Annotated in this window: 18 protein-coding genes; 15 read left to right on the top strand and 3 right to left on the bottom strand. The window is 35.3% G+C overall.

All coding sequences use genetic code 11. From position 1 onward, the window contains the following. Positions 1 to 84: 84 nt before the first annotated feature. Positions 85 to 456, bottom strand: a complete 372-nt coding sequence (locus K6119_RS04595) for a GldL-related protein (protein ID WP_221835820.1) — start codon at positions 454 to 456, stop codon at positions 85 to 87. After that, positions 456 to 1,058: a hypothetical protein gene (locus K6119_RS04590; RefSeq protein WP_221835818.1), complete on the bottom strand. Its 603-nt coding sequence runs from the start codon at positions 1,056 to 1,058 to the stop codon at positions 456 to 458. The genes K6119_RS04595 and K6119_RS04590 overlap by 1 nt, the downstream gene beginning before the upstream one ends. A gap of 103 nt (positions 1,059 to 1,161) precedes the next feature. Between K6119_RS04590 and K6119_RS04585 the strand changes: the two genes are divergently transcribed. Further along, positions 1,162 to 1,737, top strand: a complete 576-nt coding sequence (locus tag K6119_RS04585; protein ID WP_221835816.1) for a DUF6794 domain-containing protein — start codon at positions 1,162 to 1,164, stop codon at positions 1,735 to 1,737. Positions 1,738 to 1,772: 35 nt separating this feature from the next. On the opposite strand, the gene K6119_RS04580 is transcribed toward K6119_RS04585, so the two are convergent. Continuing rightward, entirely contained in the window at positions 1,773 to 2,273 is a 501-nt protein-coding gene (locus K6119_RS04580) for a phosphoribosyltransferase family protein (protein WP_221835813.1), read from the bottom strand. Positions 2,274 to 2,499: 226 nt separating this feature from the next. Here K6119_RS04580 and K6119_RS04575 point away from each other — a divergent pair, with 226 nt between their 5' ends. From K6119_RS04575 to K6119_RS04510, 14 genes are all read left to right on the top strand, one after another. Continuing rightward, positions 2,500 to 2,874: a TerB family tellurite resistance protein gene (locus K6119_RS04575; protein WP_221835811.1), complete on the top strand. Its 375-nt coding sequence runs from the start codon at positions 2,500 to 2,502 to the stop codon at positions 2,872 to 2,874. Between the two features lie 139 nt (positions 2,875 to 3,013). Continuing rightward, positions 3,014 to 5,830, top strand: coding sequence for a carbamoyl-phosphate synthase large subunit (gene carB, locus K6119_RS04570; protein ID WP_221835809.1), 2,817 nt, complete (start codon positions 3,014 to 3,016; stop codon positions 5,828 to 5,830). Between the two features lie 85 nt (positions 5,831 to 5,915). Next, a complete protein-coding gene (locus K6119_RS04565) occupies positions 5,916 to 6,089 on the top strand; it encodes a hypothetical protein (RefSeq protein ID WP_221835803.1) in 174 nt (57 codons plus the stop codon). Further along, on the top strand, positions 6,090 to 6,878 hold the full coding sequence (locus K6119_RS04560; protein ID WP_221835802.1) for an FkbM family methyltransferase: 789 nt from the start codon (positions 6,090 to 6,092) through the stop codon (positions 6,876 to 6,878). 6 nt (positions 6,879 to 6,884) lie between these two features. Further along, positions 6,885 to 9,851, top strand: coding sequence for a YfhO family protein (locus K6119_RS04555; RefSeq protein ID WP_221835801.1), 2,967 nt, complete (start codon positions 6,885 to 6,887; stop codon positions 9,849 to 9,851). Continuing rightward, positions 9,848 to 11,146 carry a glycosyltransferase family protein gene (locus K6119_RS04550; protein WP_221835800.1) on the top strand — a complete coding sequence of 433 codons (1,299 nt, stop codon included), beginning with the start codon at positions 9,848 to 9,850 and terminating at the stop codon, positions 11,144 to 11,146. The genes K6119_RS04555 and K6119_RS04550 overlap by 4 nt, the downstream gene beginning before the upstream one ends. Then, positions 11,133 to 12,548 carry a BFO_1060 family glycosyltransferase gene (locus tag K6119_RS04545; RefSeq protein WP_221835799.1) on the top strand — a complete coding sequence of 472 codons (1,416 nt, stop codon included), beginning with the start codon at positions 11,133 to 11,135 and terminating at the stop codon, positions 12,546 to 12,548. Before K6119_RS04550 ends, K6119_RS04545 begins: the two co-directional genes overlap by 14 nt. Before the next feature lie 60 nt (positions 12,549 to 12,608). Then, a complete protein-coding gene (gene pseB / locus K6119_RS04540; RefSeq protein ID WP_221835797.1) occupies positions 12,609 to 13,631 on the top strand; it encodes a UDP-N-acetylglucosamine 4,6-dehydratase (inverting) in 1,023 nt (340 codons plus the stop codon). Continuing rightward, the gene (pseC, locus tag K6119_RS04535; RefSeq protein WP_221835793.1) at positions 13,631 to 14,779 is read left to right on the top strand and encodes a UDP-4-amino-4,6-dideoxy-N-acetyl-beta-L-altrosamine transaminase; all 1,149 of its coding nucleotides are present in this window, start codon (positions 13,631 to 13,633) and stop codon (positions 14,777 to 14,779) included. The genes pseB and pseC overlap by 1 nt, the downstream gene beginning before the upstream one ends. Then, a complete protein-coding gene (gene pseF / locus K6119_RS04530; protein ID WP_221835791.1) occupies positions 14,776 to 15,459 on the top strand; it encodes a pseudaminic acid cytidylyltransferase in 684 nt (227 codons plus the stop codon). The genes pseC and pseF overlap by 4 nt, the downstream gene beginning before the upstream one ends. Positions 15,460 to 15,507: 48 nt before the next feature. Then, positions 15,508 to 16,389, top strand: coding sequence for a class I SAM-dependent methyltransferase (locus tag K6119_RS04525; protein WP_221835789.1), 882 nt, complete (start codon positions 15,508 to 15,510; stop codon positions 16,387 to 16,389). Beyond that, positions 16,386 to 16,964 carry a GNAT family N-acetyltransferase gene (locus tag K6119_RS04520; RefSeq protein ID WP_237828096.1) on the top strand — a complete coding sequence of 193 codons (579 nt, stop codon included), beginning with the start codon at positions 16,386 to 16,388 and terminating at the stop codon, positions 16,962 to 16,964. Before K6119_RS04525 ends, K6119_RS04520 begins: the two co-directional genes overlap by 4 nt. Beyond that, on the top strand, positions 16,951 to 18,849 hold the full coding sequence (locus K6119_RS04515) for an NAD-dependent epimerase/dehydratase family protein (protein ID WP_221835785.1): 1,899 nt from the start codon (positions 16,951 to 16,953) through the stop codon (positions 18,847 to 18,849). Before K6119_RS04520 ends, K6119_RS04515 begins: the two co-directional genes overlap by 14 nt. Next, complete coding sequence (locus K6119_RS04510; RefSeq protein WP_221835782.1) at positions 18,846 to 19,514, top strand: HAD family hydrolase; 669 nt, start codon at positions 18,846 to 18,848, stop codon at positions 19,512 to 19,514. The genes K6119_RS04515 and K6119_RS04510 overlap by 4 nt, the downstream gene beginning before the upstream one ends.

Below are 19,514 nucleotides of genomic sequence, written 5' to 3'. Positions count from 1 at the left end.
TAATCTATATTTTTTCATGTGTATGCAGCTAACGAGCTGACGGAGGTTTACCGGATTGACCCACAGTGGTTGGTCCGGTTTTTTTTATTCAAAGTCGTCAAGAATCTCGTCTTTATCCGGATGATCTTTTTCTTTAGCATTGGGAAGTAAAAAGGCAATCAAACCTATTACAGATCCTGATAAAAGTAAAATTGCAGCAAATGGCCAATGCATTATTTTAAACAGTACACCTAAAATTACCAGGCCACCACCTATATAAAAAAAGTAAGAGTATTTGTTCAGGGTTTTATCTCCCTGTTCATCTGAGGCTGGTGTGAATATAAAGGCTATAAGTAAAATGATTCCACCTGCAATTAGTGATAGTTTGGTGTACGGAATGTGAATCATCCGCAAGGCAAAAGACGAAACCACCATAATGGATCCTATGATGAATAAAATGTCCCTTAGCTTTTTCATTACTCGTTCATGGCATCCGCTTTCATTTCATTCACAGCTTCAGCCTGATGCAATTTGTGTAACCTATCCCATTCCTTTACATCTGCAATGGAAGGATAAAGTGAGTTGAGCTTGTCAATATAATCTTGCGGAAAGTATTTTGGGTTTCGTCCAAATTCTTTTGAAACTACCAGGTAATCTATCAGTCCGGCTTTTACGGCGTTTTTATCTGCCGATATTTCCGCTTTTTTAATAAACGAATTGTAAAAAGAGTACATAAAACCAAACCACATTAAATTCACGCTTGATCTTGGTAAGTAATCTGCAACATGCCCCAATTCGTGTCCTATCCAACCAACTACAACATCTGACGGAACCCTGCCATCTTCAAAAAGTTTATTTTTTGTAAAGTAGTTTTTACTGATGATTACTTCATATTGTCTCCATCTTCTGGGTAAAATCAATGTTCTAAGTCTAGGTTGTGCCAGCATAAATGATTTGCGTTCAATCACCCTGAATCTGAAAATTATCTTTCTGTCCTTTAATTCTGGATAATGCGCAAGTGCCGTTTCAATTTCCTTTTCTAAGTCTGCTGCTTTGATTATGTGTTTGTCTGTTCTCATGGTATGCTTCCCCGAAATCAATTACTAAATATAAGGAATTTAAAGATTTAGCATTCAATCTCTAATTATGTAACAGAACGTGAATTAAAAATTATATGGTTAAATGAAAAGAGCTTTTTTCATATTAATGCTACTGTCCTTCTCTGCAAAAGCGGGAGATACTTTGGTGAAACATCCCCATTATCCCCCACTTATTTATGAGGGGGATGATTATCGCTTCTATAAATATACAGTACGTTACATACCTGAAAATATGCTGCACTGTTTCAAAATTTTGGCTACTTGTGGAGACGAAACTTTGTGCCGATTTATGAAAAAATCTGAAGAGAAAGTAGTAGAAGAAGGCATGTACAAAAAGGGATTCCGCTTGCGTAAAGAATTTTGTTTGGAAGGGTATTCTTCATTTACCTCTGTTTTTCATAAGCGTGGCATCTATTATCCACATGCCATGAAAACGTATATTTTATTGAGTTTTCATCAGTACTTGAACAAAGAAAGAATCCGTTGGCACGATAATAAACGCATGTCTTTAGCAGGTAAAAAAGAAGTTAACAAGGCCTGGAAAAAAAGAATGAAACGCATTTTAAACCCTCCAAAGGCCGAGCGTGAAATGGCACCTGCTTCACCACAAGATGCAGATCATTTAGATCCTATTGAAAAGGAATTTTACAGTTATTAATAATCCCTCAGCTAAAGTCTAAATTCTAAGATCTGCTAAGCCAAATAAGCAATCTCGTTCTCATTTAGCTCAACAATAATATTGTCTTGTAATGTGGTAGAAATATGAACACCTACAAAGTCTGCCTGTACCGGAAATCTACGGTGAGTGCGGTTAACAAGTGTGGCTACTTTAAGCATATTCAAAGGCTCTTCAAGTAATACGCGCACGGCGTGAATCATTGTACGGCCCGAGTTGATAACATCATCAACCAACACCACAGTAGCACCTTTTAGTTCCTCTTTTTCAACTGACATTTTAATCTCATGCTCAAGCGGAACGTTTTTATCAATGATAATTTTCACCAGTCTTAATTCCTGATCAGTGTGTTTAGCTAGTTGCTCCACCAATCTTTCTGCAAACAAATAACCGTTGCCCTCAATACCCACAATAAAAACACAAGGCTCTTCAAAAGTATTTTCTAAAATCTCAAAAGCAATTCGCTCCGTTTTTTGGCGAATTTGTTCTTTGTTTAAAACCACCAGTTTATCATTCATAATTCAAATATAGTTAATAATGAGCGAGACAATCATATTCATAACAAGCAAACCGAAGTCCAACATTTAAAATCTAAAGTCTAATGTCTAAAGTCTAATGTCTAAAGTCTAAAGTCTAATGTCTAATGTCTAAAGTCTAATGTCTAAAGTCTAATGTCTAAAGTCTAATGTCTAATGTCTAAAGTCTAATGTCTATCTTTATACAAACAGATATAAAATCCAAAACATGACTGATCAAGAAAAGCTTTACGAAACATTAGGAGAATTAATATATGCAGTAGCAATGGCTGATGGTGTAATCCAAAAAGAAGAAAGAGAAGCTTTATCTCAGTTATTGAACAGGCACAGCTGGGCAGCAGAAATAAAATGGTCTTTTGATTATGAAGAGGCTAACAAATCTACTGTTGAAGAAACCTATAATAAAGTCATTAACTATTGTCACAGCTATGGGCCGTCTCCAATTTATAAAGAGTCTATTGCAGCTATGAAAACCATTGCTCATGCCTCTGATGGTATTGATAAAAATGAAGACAATATTATCAGTTCCTTTTCAACTGATCTAATTGCAAGGTTCCAAAAAGATATTGATAGATTGGGTTAACCCCTTTTTAGTTCAAAATTAAGTCTAAAATCTACCATCTAAAATCCAATAATGTGGAAAACAATCACAAATTGTTGATTGTTCGTTAAAGTATTCTGAGTAAATTTGCAGGCAATTTAATTGCAACATTCCTCCCCTTATGCCTAAAGACAATAGCATAAAATCCATTCTAATCATAGGAAGTGGACCAATCGTTATCGGCCAGGCGTGTGAGTTTGATTACTCTGGATCACAAGCGGCCAAATCACTTAGAGATGAAGGTATCGAAGTAACTTTGATTAACAGCAACCCGGCAACTATCATGACCGATCCGGTTGTGGCTGACAACGTTTACCTCAAGCCTTTAACTGTTGAGTCCATTGAATATATTTTAAAACAACACAAAATTGACGCCGTTCTCCCTACCATGGGTGGTCAAACCGCACTTAACCTTGCCATTAAATGTGATGAGGTAGGTTTGTGGGAAGAATACGGAGTTAGAATTGTTGGTGTTGATATTGATGCCATTGAAATAACTGAAAACCGTGAGGCTTTTAGAGATTTGATGGAGAAAATTGATATTCCAATGGCACCGCAAGCTGCTGCAAAATCTTTCCTTGAAGGTAAAGAAATTGCTCAGGAATACGGTTTCCCACTTTGTGTTAGAGCTTCTTATACCCTTGGTGGTGCAGGAGCTGCAGTAGTTTATAACGAAGCAGATTTTGATAAACTCTTGACAAGAGGTTTACACATTTCTCCAATCCATGAGGTGATGATTGACAAAGCCGTAATGGGATGGAAAGAGTATGAGCTGGAGTTGTTAAGAGATGCCAACGATAATGTGGTGATCATCTGTTCAATTGAGAACTTTGATCCTATGGGTATCCATACAGGTGACTCAATTACAGTGGCGCCGGCAATGACTTTATCTGATACTACTTACCAAAAAATGCGAGACATGGCCATCAAAATGATGCGTTCTGTCGGAAATTTTGCAGGTGGTTGTAATGTTCAGTTCGCCGTTTCAAATGACGAAAATGAAGATATTATTGCTATTGAAATTAACCCTAGGGTTTCTCGTTCATCTGCATTGGCTTCAAAAGCTACCGGATATCCAATTGCAAAAATTGCAGCCAAATTGGCCATTGGTTATCACCTGGATGAATTAGAAAACCAAATCACCAAAACTACTTCTGCCTTATTTGAACCAACTTTGGATTACGTTATCGTAAAAATCCCAAGATGGAACTTCTCTAAGTTTGAAGGTGCAGATCCTATGTTGGGATTACAAATGAAGTCGGTTGGTGAGGTAATGGGAATCGGAAGATCTTTCCAGGAAGCATTACAAAAAGCGTGTCAATCTCTTGAAATTGGACGAAATGGTTTAGGAGCAGATGGTAGAGAGTTGACAAATCAAGATAAAATATTACATAGTTTAGAATTCCCTTCGCATGACAGGTTGTTCCATATATATGACGCCATCAAACTGGGAATTCCTTTTAAAACCATCAAGGAAAAAACTAAAATTGACGATTGGTTCTTGAGACAAATTGAAGATTTAATCTTGTTGGAAAAACGAATTCAAAAACACGGCATCAACGATCTTCCTAAAGATTTGATGTTTGAAGCCAAACAAAAAGGATATGCAGACAGACAAGTTGCACACCTTTTAAAATGTTTGGAGTCTGAAGTGTACGACAAGAGAACTGAAATGGGAATCAAACGTGTGTACAAGTTAGTTGATACTTGTGCTGCCGAGTTTGAGGCCCAAACACCATACTACTATTCAACTTTTGAAGAAGAAAATGAATCTGTAGTAACAGATAAAAAGAAAATTGTGGTGCTGGGTTCAGGACCAAATAGAATTGGTCAGGGTATTGAGTTTGATTACTCATGTGTTCATGGTGTATTAGCTGCAAAAGAGTGCGGTTATGAAACCATTATGATCAATTGTAATCCTGAAACAGTTTCAACAGACTTTGATACAGCAGATAAATTATACTTTGAGCCGGTTTTCTGGGAGCATATTTATGATATCATCCTACATGAAAAACCAGAGGGTGTAATTGTTCAGTTAGGTGGACAAACTGCCTTGAAATTAGCTGAGAAACTAGAGCGTTATGGTATCAAAATTATGGGGACCTCATACAACGCACTTGACCTGGCAGAAGACAGAGGAAGATTCTCTACATTGTTAAAAGAGATGAACATTCCTTATCCTAAATTTGGAGTAGTTGAATCTGCTGAACAAGCTCTTGACTTGGCCAAAGATCTTGGATATCCATTGTTGGTGCGTCCTTCTTATGTATTAGGTGGACAAAAAATGAAAATCGTAATCAACGATAATGATTTGGAGCACCACGTAGTAGATATCTTAAATGAAATGCCTGAGAATCAAATCTTATTGGATCACTTTTTAGGTGGTGCAATTGAGGCAGAAGCAGATGCTATTTGTGATGGTAAAAATGTGTATATCATTGGAATCATGCAACACATTGAGCCTGCAGGTATTCACTCAGGAGATTCATACGCAGTATTGCCTCCATACAATTTGGGTGACTTAGTGATCCAACAAATTGAGGACATTACTAAAAAGATTGCTGTAGCCTTAGAAACAGTAGGTTTATTGAATATTCAGTTTGCGATTAAGGACGATAAAGTGTATGTGATTGAGGCCAATCCAAGAGCTTCAAGAACGGTTCCGTTTATTGCAAAAGCTTATCAAGAGCCTTATGTAAACTACGCTACCAAGGTGATGTTAGGAGAGAAAAAGGTAACAGACTTTAAATTCAATCCTATTCAAAAAGGATATGCAATTAAAGTTCCTGTATTCTCTTTTGAAAAATTCCCTGATGTGAATAAGGAATTAGGACCAGAAATGAAATCTACCGGTGAAGCCATTGAATTCATTGATAATTTAAGAGATCCTTTGTTCCAAAAGATTTACAGCGAACGTAACCTATATTTGAGTAAGTAAGATGATTTTGTTGAGTGTAACGGGCCTTTTTAGGATGGTTTTAATCATCCTTGGGATACTGTTTCTACTCCAAATTGTAGGCAAAATGGCTCAAGCACGCCGTAATATTGCCGACCAGGATCAAATGAAACGTGAAGAAGCCGAAGCTAATCGCAAGGCGAAAGAAGCACGTGATAATTACGGTAAAACTTCTATCAGCAAAATCGATAAACAAAGATTGTCAGATGCTGATTATACTGACTTTGAAGAAATCGATTAGATGAAATTAGCACGTAAAATACTCGTAAAAATATTGGGTTTAAAAGCTTATCTTAAACTCGTAAGTCGTACTTATATCCGCATGATTCGCAATGGTAAAATGAAGGATAAATATCCTGAATTGTACTTTGTAAAACAGATTGTAAGTGAAGGAGATACCATTTTAGATATTGGTGCCAATTTAGGATACTATTCCTACTTCATGGCCAAATATGCGGGTAAATCAGGTAAAGTACTAGCTGTTGAACCAATTCCACTTTTTGCTGAAATCTGGCAAACCAATATGAAAGCTGTTCGCCATCATGGAGTGCAGCTGCATAACTGTGCATTGGGAAGTGAAGCTAAACCTCAGGTAAAAATGTCTATTCCAATTGTGGATGGAGTGGTTAGACACGGTTTAACCAAAGTTGCCGGAGAAGAAGGAATTCAAGGAGCTTCATACATGGATTATTCAGTTCCAATGCGAGTAGGGGATGAATTGATTTCATCAACCAATATTGAGAAATTAGACTACATCAAGTGTGATGTTGAAGGATATGAGCAGTTTGTTATGCCTTCATTAGACAAGACAATAGACCTTTATAAACCATTCATTCAAATTGAATTGAGCGGAGATGAAAATCGCAAAAATGTAGTTGATTTTCTTCTTAAAAAATCTTATCAAATGTTCATTTTAAAAGGGGATTTCCTTAATCCTATTCAAAAAAATGATATTTTTAGCGTCGATCAGGATTTCTACTTCATTCACCCTGATCATATGAATAAAAGAGAGCATTTGATCCGCAAATAAAAATCTATGAACAGATTAAAAGAAATTTTCTTTCAAAAGTCCAATTTATGGCACTTGGGAGCCGTTGGACTATTTTTAATTATTGCTATAGCGTTTGCACATCCTGCGTTTAAAGGGTACAGTGTAAATCAAGGGGATGTTACCAACTACATTGGTATGTCTCAAGAGATTAAAGACTATGCAGATTCTGATGGTCAAATAGGATGGACAAATGCCATGTTCTCCGGAATGCCATCAACGCAAATCAACATGGACTATGGTGGGTCTGATATACCTCAGTTTTTAAGATCAGCTTTTAAATTGTGGTTGCCAAGACCGGTAAGTTTCTTATTCATCTATTTTCTAGGATTTTATTTACTGGCTTTAAGTTTAAAAGTGAAGCCCTATTTTGCTGCTATTGCGGCAATTGCTTTTGGATTATCATCTTACCAAATTATTATCATTGAGGCTGGTCACATTACTAAAGCCTTAGCTATTGGATTCAGTCCACTAATACTGGCAGGGATGTTCTATGCTTACCGCTGGAAAAACTGGATTTTGGGAATTGGTTTGTCTTCTCTTTTTATGACCTGGGAACTAATGTCAAACCACCTCCAAATCACCTATTACATGATTTTTGTGATGTTGGGTGTTGGTATAGTTGAATTAATTAGATATCTCAAGAAAGAAGACGGAGTTAAAAAATTCTTGAAAATCACAGCAGGATTAATAGTTGCCTATGTTATTGCCGCTTTGGTAAACATTGGAAATATCATGGGAACCCAGGAGTATATGAAGTATACTACCAGAGGAGGTAATGATTTAACTATTTCAGCTAGTGGAGAAGAAAACAATGAGATCAAAACCTCAGGATTAGACAGAGAGTACATCACTAATTGGAGCTATGGTAAAAGTGAAACATTCACCTTTATTGTTCCTAATTACAAAGGAGGAGAAACTCAATTAATCGGAGCAAATAAAGACAACGAACCTTATCTTGAAAATGTAGAGAATCCACAATACCGTGATTTTGTTAAGAATCAGGGAAATCAATATTGGGGAGATCAACCATTCACATCAGGGCCTGTTTATTTAGGGGTAATTGTAATGTTCCTTGCATTCTTAGGACTTGTTTACTCAAAAGACAAATTGCGTTGGGCACTTTTAGCAGTAACTATTTTAACTGTGATGTTGTCATGGGGTAAAAACATGATGTGGTTTACAGATTTGTTTATTGATTATGTACCGGGTTATAACAAGTTCAGAGCTGTAACAATCATCCTGGTGGTGGCGCAATTGTGCGTTCCATTATTGGGTGTGTTGTTTTTCAAAAGATTGCACAAAGAGAGAGAGAAAATTGCTGCTAATTTGATTCCATTTTTTGTGGTTTCAGGTTTGTTTGGAGTGATTTTGTTGGCATTTTTAGCTGCACCTACAGCTTTCAATTCATTTCTTTCAGGTGCTGAACAAAAGACTCTTGACGCAATAACTGATCCGCAATTGTATGACCAATATGCAGTGGCCTTTGGTGAATTAGAATCTGTTCGTATTTCAATATTTAGAGGTGATGTAGTAAGATCATTGTCATTATTTATTTTGGCATTTGGATTATTGTTTATCTACATCAAGGGAATCTTAAAAAATGTGTTTGCCTTTGCAGGAATCCTTGCTGTGCTTGTGCTTGTTGATATGTGGATGGTAGATAAAAGATATTTGAACACAGAGAAAAGAGGTAGAAACTACACACAATGGGTTGAAACCTGGAAACAGCAGTATCCTTATACTGCCGGAGCAGGGGATATGGAGATATTTAACCGTGAAGCGCAAAGAAATCCTGAATTATTGTTCCGGGTTGACTCAACAATCAATGCTCAAAGCTTTGATGGTATGGAGCCTGGAGAAGTGAAAAGAGTAAAGGATTGGATGAGATTCAGAGTGTTGAATAGAAACACCAATTTCAGAGTATTAGACATGGGTAATGCATTCAATTCTACTTATGTATCATACTTCCACAAGTCAATTGGAGGATATCATGGTGCTAAATTAAGTAGATACCAGGATTTAATTGAATTCCATATTGGTAAAGGAAATCCATCTGTACTTGACATGTTAAACATGAAGTATCAGGTATATGCCGGAAGGGATAATACAGGAAATCAAACTTGTCAATTTGTAAGAGAAAATTACACTGCTATGGGCAATGCTTGGTTTGCTAAAGAAATCAATATCGTTGCTACTGCAGATGATGAAATTCTTGCTTTAGAAGCTTCTAATTCAGCTAGAATTAAACCGGGCTCAGCTGAGTTTCAAGTATTAATTAACCATGAACCATTGGTTAATGCCGTTGAAATTACAGGTAATGAATTAGTAGAAGTTGTTTATCCGATAAGATTAGAAGACGGAACAATTTCAACTGATACAATGCAACAAAATATTCCAATTAAAGAAGCAGAAGCAGCAGATTTATCATTGATTCCGCCAAGTGAGGCTTCGCCTGCATGGAATTGGGCATATGATGCAAGATTGGATTCATCATACATCAGAGTAATGACTGTTACAACTTCTGATAGACAAGGTTTTGTTCCTTGGGAAACTACTGTTGTGAATGAGGAGTTCAAAAATGTGGTGACTCAAGATAGTTATTCAGGAAGTGGAACCATAGAAATGACGAATTACAGTCCGGATAAAATCACTTACAAATCATCATCTGATGACAAACAATTGGCGGTTTTTTCTGAAATCTATTATCCACTTGGTTGGACTGCAACTATAGACGGAAATGAAGTGCCTATTGCAAGAGTAAACTATGTGCTAAGAGCTGTAGAAGTTCCTGCAGGAGATCATGTAGTAGAGTTAGTTTACAACATTCCGCACAAAAGCACTTTTTATACTTTGGCTTTAACAGGTTCAATATTAATGATCTTAATAATTGGTTTTGGAATTTATCTTGAAACCAAGAATACTGCAGCTGAAGAGGATGAGTCTGCTGAATGAAAAAGGTCCTGATAATAACATACTATTGGCCACCGGCAGGAGGGATAGGTGTACTAAGGTGTTTAAAAATTGCGAAGTATTTAAGGTCGTTTGGATACGAACCGGTAATCTACACAGTTAAAAACCCTTCTTATCCTTTTGAAGATCAATCAAACTTCAAAGATATTCCTGAGAATATAGAGGTTATCAGAGGTGCTGTAGTTGAATTTGAGGCAGTTTTTAAGAAGCTAATAAGACGTCAAAAGCAATCCGTTAACAATATAGTATTTGGACCTGAGAAACAAAATTGGTTTGTAAAATTAGCCATGTGGGTAAGGGCAAATTACTTTATTCCTGATGCTAAAAGTAGATGGATCAAACCTTCGGTTAAAATTCTGAGTAAATATTTAGAGGAGAACAAAATTGACGCTATTTTTTCAGATGGTCCTCCTCATACAAACACGGTTATTGCTTGTGAAATAGCAAAGAAATTTGGAATCCCGTGGTTGTCAGATTATCAAGACCCTTGGACACAGGTAGATTATTACAGCAAGTTCCCACTTAGTAAAAAGGCTGATAAAAAGCAAAAAGCATTGGAGCAAGAAGCTTTTAAATATGCCGATAAAATAGTATCAGCAAGTCCATCTTTTAGCGCCGGTTTAGAAGATATTGGAGCCAAGAATACAGATGTACTTTATTACGGCTATGATGAAGATGACTTTAAAGATTTAGTTCCTGTACCTGATAAAGAATTCACGCTTGTTCATGCAGGAATTCTGGCAGGAGATAGATATCCAGAGAATCTTGTAAAAGTGGTGGGCGAACTTATAAAGAAGAAAGAAAGCTTTAGACAACATTTTAGATTGAAATTGATGGGATCTGTTGAAGAAACTACTCTCAATAAGATAAAGGAATTTATACCGGAAGAAAACCTTATTTTAACTGGTCATGTAAGCAGAGAAAGAGTACTTCAAGAGTTGATCAACTCCCACATCTTACTAATTTTAGTTAACAAGGAAAATAGCAAAGGCAGAATTCCGGGTAAATTGTATGAGTACTTCAGAGCCCAGCGTCCAATACTACTAATTGGTGATATGGAAGGAGATGCAGCAGAATTGATAAACATTACAAACTCAGGTACTTGTTTTGAGTACGAAGAAGCAGATAAGCTAAAAATCCAATTGGATCAAATGTTTACCAATTTTGAAAATGGAGTTGATTCATACACAGGAGGTAATTTTGAGCAATTTTCTAATTTTAATCAAACTAAAAAAGTTGCAGATTGGCTTGACACTATTTTAAATGAAAGAACTTAATTCTACCAGATATAAAGGGTTATGCTTTTTACAGGAAGATATTGGAAGAGATGTTGAAATTGCTATTCCGATTGTCTTTGCTGCAGAACATTTTTTAAACTGTGAGGTGATATTTGAACTAAAATGGAACGCTCACTTAATTACCAAACATAAGCCTGATTTTGTCATTATTCCTGCTAATTGCATTGGGTCACTTATTTATCACAAGATTGCTAAATATGCGGATGAATTAAATATCAAGATATACAGTTTTATTTCAGAAGGTAACTTTAATACGAACATAAATCACAATTTTTTTGGTTTTAATAACGAAAGACATTTTTATCAAGATTTTGTTCAGTGTTGGTCAAAAAGGACACTTGAATATATGTCAGAAAAAGCACCGGACCAAAAGGATAAATATGTCCTTACAGGAGCTGCAGGTTTTGACAGGTACGTGATGTACGATTTTGCCCAAAAAGTTGACTTTTTAGCCAAATACAACAAAGAAAAATTCGAGAAAGTTATCTTGTATTCTGGATGGGCATTTGGTAAAGTGCAATATGAATTAGGAAGAGTAGAAATAAGTCAAGATCCTGATAAAAGAGAAGCCAAAGTAAATTGGGTTAATGAACAAAGAGTGATTGTTCGTGATATGTTAAAGCATGCCATTGAATCCAATCCTGACACATTATTTATTTTAAAACAACACCCGGCTGAGTATTATCCTGGATTGAACGTTAAGCAGCTGAATGAAATGTCTGAATTGGCAGATTATGACAATGTATTATACGTTACAGGACACGTTGAAAATATACACGATTTAATAAGTGTTTCTGACATATTGTTAGGATTTGAAACTACCTCCGCAATTGAAACATGGTTAATGTCTAGTCAACCAACAATTTTTTTAAACAGTGAAGTTGATTTTGACAGGGTTGATATTTACCAAGGATGTTGTATTGCCGGGAATCCTGAACAATTGAATAATTACATTCAGGAATTTTACAATACCGGTAAAATTGTCGATTTTGAAACGGATGATTTAAAAGCCAAAAGAAATGAAATCATTGTAAATTCAATAGGTTTTGGTGATGGCTATAATCATATTAGAAACCTATTCTATTTTAATGAAACTCTTCACAGAATAGATAGGAAAAAGATTAAATATACGCGTAACAAGGAATTTTTCAGACTCTATTTGTTTTTCAAAATAATGAAGCCTTTTTATAAGATAGGTTTAGTGAATAAATTGCCTTGGTTTTCTAAATTTAATTGGGTTTTTAAAAGGTATAAATTAGAACACGTTCCTGAACTTCAGGCAAAATACAATCCTTTTATTGAAAGGTTTTATAAAGAACAAAACTTAACAAAGGATACTTTATTGGAATTTTGGAAGTCGCAGGATTTAAAAACTAAATGAAAATTACTTTAACTTAGCTGACTATCCTTTAATTGACTTGCTGTAAGAATTAATAGAATAATGGGAAATTTCGACTTAAACGATAAATCTATTTTAATAACCGGAGGAACTGGATCCTTAGGTAAAGCTTTAACAAAAAGAATCTTATCAAAATATCCAAATGTACGTTTGGTAATTTTCTCAAGAGATGAGCAAAAACAGTTTTTAATGGCCCAGGAGTTTCCTCAGGAAAAGTATCCAAGAATTAGATATTTTATTGGGGATGTTAGAGATTATGACAGGCTTAAAAGAGCTTTTAAAGGTGTCAATTATGTAATTCATGCTGCTGCTATGAAACACGTTCATTTGGCTGAGTACAATCCAATGGAATGTGTTAAAACAAATGTGTTAGGAGCAGAAAATGTAATCAATGCAGCATTGGATTCGGGAATAGAAAGGGTAGTGGCATTGTCTACAGATAAAGCTGCCGCTCCAATCAACCTATACGGAGCCACTAAACTTGCATCTGACAAACTTTTTGTTGCAGCAAATAATATTAAAGGAGTTAACCCAATTAAATTTTCTGTAGTTAGATATGGAAATGTGATGGGATCTAATGGCTCTGTTATTCCTTTCTTTTTAAACAAAAGAAAAGAAGGTTTCCTTCCAATTACAGATAAAACAATGACCAGATTCAATATTTCACTTGACGGTGGAGTTGATATGGTGATGCATGCTTTAGAACATGCATGGGGTGGAGAAATTTTTGTTCCTAAAATCCCATCTTATAAAATTACAGATGTAGCAGAAGCAATTGCTCCAAGTGTAGAACATAAAGAAGTAGGAATCAGACCTGGTGAAAAAATTCATGAAGAAATGATTACAACTTCTGATTCATTTTATACTTATGACCTTGGTAAATATTATGTGATTTTACCTGCGGTTACAAATTGGAGCACTCCTGAATTTGTTCAAAAAATGGGTGCTAAATCGGTTCCTGCCGGATTTACTTATAATTCAGGGAATAATGAGCAATGGGAAACCGTTGAAACGTTGAGAGAATTAATAAAAGAGCACGTAGATCCTTCTTTTGAAGTAATGTAATGTCCGAGTATAAAATTCCATATGGTAGACAAAACATTGATCAAGATGACATTGATGCGGTTATTAGTACCCTGAAGTCTGATTTTCTAACGCAAGGACCAAAAATCGCTGAATTTGAGCAAGAATTTGCTGCTTATGTGGATGCTGATTATGCAGTAGCTGTTAGCAATGCAACGGCTGCCCTTCATATTGCTGTTATGGCCCTGGGGTTGAAAAAAGGAGAAAGAGTAATTACAACTCCAATCACCTTTGCAGCTTCTGCAAACTGTGTAAGATATGTTGGTGGAGAAGTTTGGTTTGCAGATATTGATCCTGAAACCTATTTACTTGACATTGATGCCTGTCGAAAGCTAATAGAATCAAAACCTAAGGGTTTTTTTAAAGGGATTATTCCGGTTGATTTTGCCGGTTTACCTATAGATGCGGAAGCTTTTAGAAAACTGGCAGATGAACACAACTTATGGATCATAGAAGATGCATGCCATGCACCTGGAGCCTATTTTTCAGATAGCCATGGTCAAAAAATCAAAGCCGGAAGTTGTGTTTACAGCGATATTACTGTGTTTTCATTTCATCCCGTAAAGCATATTGCTTGTGGCGAAGGAGGAATGTTAACAACTAACAATAAGGCAATTTTTGAGAAGCTATCTGTGCTACGTACTCATGGTATTACCAAAGAAAACATGTCTCAAAATGATGGTGGTTGGTATTACGAGATGCAAAGCTTGGGATATAACTACAGACTAACAGATATGCAAGCTGCGCTGGGAATTACGCAACTGAAAAAGAATCCTGCAGGAGTTGATCGTAGAAATGAAATAGCTGAAAAGTATAAGAGAGCTTTTGAAGGAAAAGTTAAGTTTCAGCATCTACCTAACAATTTTTTAAATGCCCATCACTTATTTGTAATTGAGGTTGAGCAAAGAAAAGAACTTTATAATCACTTGAGAAGTGCCGGAATATTTGCTCAAATACATTATATCCCTGTTCATACTTTACCTTATTACAAAAATATTGGGTATGATGGGGCGAATTTGGGCAATGCGGAGAGCTACTATCAAAAGTGTATTAGTCTTCCAATGTATCCAACTTTAAAGGATGAAGAACAAGATTACGTGATTAATAATGTATTGAGTTTTTTGTCATGAAAAGTCTTTGCGTCATACCGGCCAGAGGTGGGAGTAAAAGAATTCCAAGAAAAAATATCCGCGATTTTTTAGGGAAACCTATAATTGCCTATTCAATTGAAACCGCCATAAATTCGGGTTTATTTGATGAAGTAATGGTTTCAACAGATGATCCTGAAATTGCCAGGATTGCCGAAGAGTATGGTGCTAAAGTTCCATTTTTTAGAAGTGAAGAAAATGCCAATGATTTTGCCACTACAGTAGATGTTTTAAAAGAGGTCTTTGAGATGTATAAGCAAAAAGGGCAGGAATTTGATATCGCTTGTTGCATTTATCCTACAGCTCCTTTTGTTAGTGAAAAAAGATTAATAGAGGCTAGAGAAAAGTTAATTTCAAACAGCTATGATGCCGTATTCCCTGTATTGAGGTTTAGTTTCCCTATTCAAAGAGCGCTGAAGATAAAAGACGATAAAATTGAAATGTTTCAACCGGAGAATATGCTGGCAAGATCTCAAGATTTGGAGCCTGCTTTTCATGATGCAGGTCAATTTTATTTTTTTGTTCCTCAGGTGATAATCAATGCAGGTACCATGTGGACAAGTAATACATCTTGTATAGAAATTTCAGATCTGGAAGCACAGGATATCGATAATGAAACAGATTGGGAGATTGCAGAATTCAAATACAGTTTCAACAAATAAACTTCAATATTTATGCATTTATAGTAGCTTTGTGTCAAAGCTTAATGAATGAGTTCTGAGATAAAACTAAATACTGACTTTGGATATTATGAAGTAACTCCTAAACCTTCAGAAGAAGAGCTTAGATCATACTATGAAGAAAAGTATTATCAAGAAGAAAATGCTACATACAGGTCTAGCTATTCAGCTGAAGAACTTCAGTATTTTAGAAACAAAATTGCCCAAAAAGATCACGTAATAGAATCAATCCTAAAAAAAGAATCTGCTTCGCTTTTGGATGTTGGTTGTGGAGAAGGCTTCACAATGGACTATTATTTCAAAAAAGGATGGCAGGTTAAAGGAATTGATTTTAGTGATTTTGGATTATCATCAAATCATCCTCATTTAGCAGATCACCTGATTCAGGGAAATGTATTTGATTCTTTGAACCAATTAGAACAAGCTGGAAATAAGTATGATTTAATTTGGTTGGATAATGTATTGGAACATGTTATTGATCCTCAATCGTTGTTAAAATCATGCTTGAATTTAACCAATGATGGGGGAATGCTAGTTATAGAAGTTCCCAATGATTTTTCCAAATTGCAAAAAGCATTGAAAGAATCAGGTAAAATTGAACGTGATTATTGGGTGGCATTACCTGATCACTTGTCTTATTTCTCAAAAGACAGTTTGATCAATTTGTGTAAATCCGTAAACTGGAACGCTCATAAAGTTATCTCAGATTTTCCTATCGAATGGTTTTTGGCCAATGAAGTTGCTAATTATAGCAAAAACAAAGAAGTTGGTAAATATGCGCATCAATCCAGAATCTTCATTGAGAACTTTTTGAATGATAATTCGGGTGACATGAATGATTTAATTGATTTCTATGATGCAATGGGTAAAATTGGACAAGGAAGACAATTAATTGGCTTTTTTACAAAATGATGAAGCAATTCAGTGCACTTAATAATAATGTTTTTGATAAAGGTGATTTTGTCATTACCCCTATTAGGTTTCAAGATATGGAATCTATTAGGCAATGGCGAAATAATCAAATGTCTGTTTTAAGACAGCAAAGGACTTTAACTCCTGAAGATCAAAAAAACTACTTTGAAAAGGTGGTGGCACCTTTATTTGAACAGGAGAAACCAACGCAATTGCTATTCAGTTTCTTGGAAAATGATCAGCTGATAGGTTATGGAGGCTTGGTGAATATTTCATGGAGAGATTTAAGAGCTGAAATGTCATTTTTAGTTGATGATAAAATCGCAGCAGACGAAAAACATTACAAAACATGTATGTCTAGCTTTATTTCGCTAATCAAAATGTTAGTTTTTGAAGAAATGAAATTCAATAGAGTGTTCACAGAAACTTATGATTTTAGACATTATCATATAAGTATCCTTGAGGAGAATGGTTTTGTTAAAGAAGGAGTATTAAGACAGCATATTAGAGAATTCAATGAGTTTCACGACTCAATAATGCACGGTATTATTAGAAAAGATTATGGAGGAATATAAAAATAAAAGAGTCTTTGTAAGTGGAGCCGCCGGAGTAATTGGAAGAGAGATGATTCCTATTTTGGTGAATTATGGGGCTGTTGTAATGGCAGGAGATTTAGAACCAATTCCGGATAGTTTCCCTTCAAAGATTAAATACCGTAGAGGAGATCTTAATTATATTACTCAAGAAGAACTTAATGAATTTAACCCGGAAATTTTCATTCATTTGGCTGCTACATTTGAGCGTTCAACTGAAACGTATGAGCATTGGGAAGAGAATTTTTGGCACAATGTAAGGTTGAGTAATCACCTAATGACATTGATGAGAAATGTGCCTGCTTTAAAACGAGTTGTTTTTCCATCAAGCTATTTGATTTACGATAAGAAACTTTACAATTTTGATCAGCCACAAGAAAATGCTGTGAGGCTAAAAGAGACCGATCCTATTAATCCAAGAAATTTAACGGGAATGGCAAAATTGGCTCACGAAATTGAATTGGAGTTTTTAAGTCAATTCAAAAGAGATCAATTTACGTCTGTTTGTGCAAGAATTTATAGAGGATATGGTAGAAATTCTAGAGATGTCATATCGCGTTGGGTAAGAGATTTATTGAATAATAAAAAGATTTTTATTTATCGTCCTGAAGGGATTTTTGACTATTTGTATGCTGAAGATTCCGCTAAAGGATTGTTAAGGTTAGGTTTGTCAAATTATGAAGGAATCATCAATTTGGGAACAGGAAGACCAAGAAGAGTATCTGAGTTAATTGATATTCTTAGACAGCATTTCCCAAATATGGAGGCGGAGAATGTGGATTCGGATATTCCTTACGAAGCTTCTCAGGCGGATGTAACCCTTTTACAGAATACCCTGAACTGGGTACCTGAAAGAGATTTGGAAAATACTATTCCTGATATCATTGAGTTTGAGAAAAACAGAGAAGTTAAAACTGAGGTGAGTTTGCCAAATGTATTGGTGACAAGTATTTCAAAGAAAGTTCCATTGGTTACTGCTGTAAAAGATGCTGTGAAGAAAATCAGTGATCAACCAAAAGTATATGGGGCTGATATTGACGGAGATTGTTTGGGAAGATATTTTGTAGATGAATTTTGGTTGATGCCTGCATTAAAAAACTTATCAGTAGATGATTTGATAAAATACTGTAAAGAACAAAATATAGGTGTTATCATCCCTACCAGAGATGGAGAACTTCCATATTTTTCTGAAGCAAAAGCAGCATTAAAATTGGCAGGAATCAATGTGATGGTGTCTGATCCTAAAACAATTGATTTTAGTCTTGATAAATTAAAATTTGCACAGTATAACAAAGTGGCCAACTTGGTAATTGAAGCTACTGAAGATGTTGATCAGTTAAACGCAGATACTTTTGTTGTAAAAGAACGCTTTGGTGCAGGTTCATTATCTATCGGATTGAATTTAGATAAAGCAGCTGCAATTGAACACGCAAAAACTTTAGAATCCCCCATTTTTCAACCTTATGTAAAGGGAGAAGAGATTTCCATTGACGCTTATATTGATCAAAACGGTGAGGTAAAGGGAATCATTCCAAGAAGAAGAGTGAAAGTGGTAAATGGTGAATCTCAAATCACCAAGACATTTAATAGTGATTCAATAACTTCAACTATTACAGATTTTATTAAACAAGAATCATTTAAGGGACATCTTACGTTTCAAGCATTTATTGACGAGAAAGAAAAAATGCAGTTGATTGAGTGTAATGCAAGAGTTGGCGGAGCATCTATGTTGTCCATACAGTGTGGTTTGGATACCTTTTATTGGTTCTATCTAGAGTCAATAGGAGAAAATATTAGCAATTATCCATTTATTAAATCATTCAAGGATGTCACACAAATTAGATATCCTAAAGACATGTATTTATGATAATTGTTTTTGATTTGGATGATACATTGTATGAGGAGATCACTTATGTGAAAAGTGGTTTTATGGCAGTAGCCAACTTTGTGTCAAAACAAAACAAAGGATTAGATAAAGATGTCGTTTACAAAGAGTTTATTGATATTCTTGATAAAGAGGGAAGAGGCAAAGTGTTTGATTTGGGTCTGAAGAAATTCAATTTGTACTCAAAAAAAATGGTGAAAAGTTGCTTAACTGTTTACAGGCTTCACAATCCAAAAATATCATTACATAAAGCCGGAAAAGATTGCCTTAAAAGGTTTGAAAAGTATCCAATGTATTTGGTGACTGATGGCAATAAAGTGGTGCAAACAAAGAAGATTGATCATCTGGGAATTAGAAAATACTTTAAAAAGGCAATGCCTACTCACAATTATGGTGTAAAAAATGCCAAACCAAGTATTTATTGTTTTAACAAGATTTTACAATGGGAAAAAGCTCAACCTGCAGATCTGGTTTATATTGCAGATAATCCAAAAAAAGACTTTGTTAACTTAAATAAAAATGGATTCAAAACAATAAGAGTTTTAACTGGCCCGTATAGTAATTATAAAGCAGAAAAAGGGTTTGATGCAATGTTGTCAATAAAATCACTGGATGAGTTGACTCCTGAGCTTTTACAAAAATTATGA

The organism is Paracrocinitomix mangrovi, from assembly GCF_019740355.2.
In the GTDB taxonomy this organism is placed as follows: Bacteria; Bacteroidota; Bacteroidia; order Flavobacteriales_D; family Crocinitomicaceae; genus Paracrocinitomix; species Paracrocinitomix mangrovi.
The sequence above is the reverse complement of the archived record's forward strand: the minus strand, read 5'-3'. Positions and strand labels throughout refer to the sequence as shown.

Coding starts and splice junctions, on each gene's coding strand:
- K6119_RS04560 (WP_221835802.1), top strand. CDS start 6,090: ATGAAATTAGCACGTAAAATACTCGTAAAAATATTGGGTTTAAAAGCT.
- K6119_RS04595 (WP_221835820.1), bottom strand. CDS start 456: ATGAAAAAGCTAAGGGACATTTTATTCATCATAGGATCCATTATGGTG.
- K6119_RS04525 (WP_221835789.1), top strand. CDS start 15,508: ATGAGTTCTGAGATAAAACTAAATACTGACTTTGGATATTATGAAGTA.
- pseC (WP_221835793.1), top strand. CDS start 13,631: ATGTCCGAGTATAAAATTCCATATGGTAGACAAAACATTGATCAAGAT.
- K6119_RS04585 (WP_221835816.1), top strand. CDS start 1,162: ATGAAAAGAGCTTTTTTCATATTAATGCTACTGTCCTTCTCTGCAAAA.
- K6119_RS04520 (WP_237828096.1), top strand. CDS start 16,386: ATGATGAAGCAATTCAGTGCACTTAATAATAATGTTTTTGATAAAGGT.
- pseB (WP_221835797.1), top strand. CDS start 12,609: ATGGGAAATTTCGACTTAAACGATAAATCTATTTTAATAACCGGAGGA.
- K6119_RS04550 (WP_221835800.1), top strand. CDS start 9,848: ATGAAAAAGGTCCTGATAATAACATACTATTGGCCACCGGCAGGAGGG.
- K6119_RS04565 (WP_221835803.1), top strand. CDS start 5,916: ATGGCTCAAGCACGCCGTAATATTGCCGACCAGGATCAAATGAAACGT.
- K6119_RS04555 (WP_221835801.1), top strand. CDS start 6,885: ATGAACAGATTAAAAGAAATTTTCTTTCAAAAGTCCAATTTATGGCAC.
- K6119_RS04510 (WP_221835782.1), top strand. CDS start 18,846: ATGATAATTGTTTTTGATTTGGATGATACATTGTATGAGGAGATCACT.
- K6119_RS04580 (WP_221835813.1), bottom strand. CDS start 2,273: ATGAATGATAAACTGGTGGTTTTAAACAAAGAACAAATTCGCCAAAAA.
- K6119_RS04590 (WP_221835818.1), bottom strand. CDS start 1,058: ATGAGAACAGACAAACACATAATCAAAGCAGCAGACTTAGAAAAGGAA.
- K6119_RS04575 (WP_221835811.1), top strand. CDS start 2,500: ATGACTGATCAAGAAAAGCTTTACGAAACATTAGGAGAATTAATATAT.
- pseF (WP_221835791.1), top strand. CDS start 14,776: ATGAAAAGTCTTTGCGTCATACCGGCCAGAGGTGGGAGTAAAAGAATT.
- K6119_RS04545 (WP_221835799.1), top strand. CDS start 11,133: ATGAAAGAACTTAATTCTACCAGATATAAAGGGTTATGCTTTTTACAG.
- carB (WP_221835809.1), top strand. CDS start 3,014: ATGCCTAAAGACAATAGCATAAAATCCATTCTAATCATAGGAAGTGGA.
- K6119_RS04515 (WP_221835785.1), top strand. CDS start 16,951: ATGGAGGAATATAAAAATAAAAGAGTCTTTGTAAGTGGAGCCGCCGGA.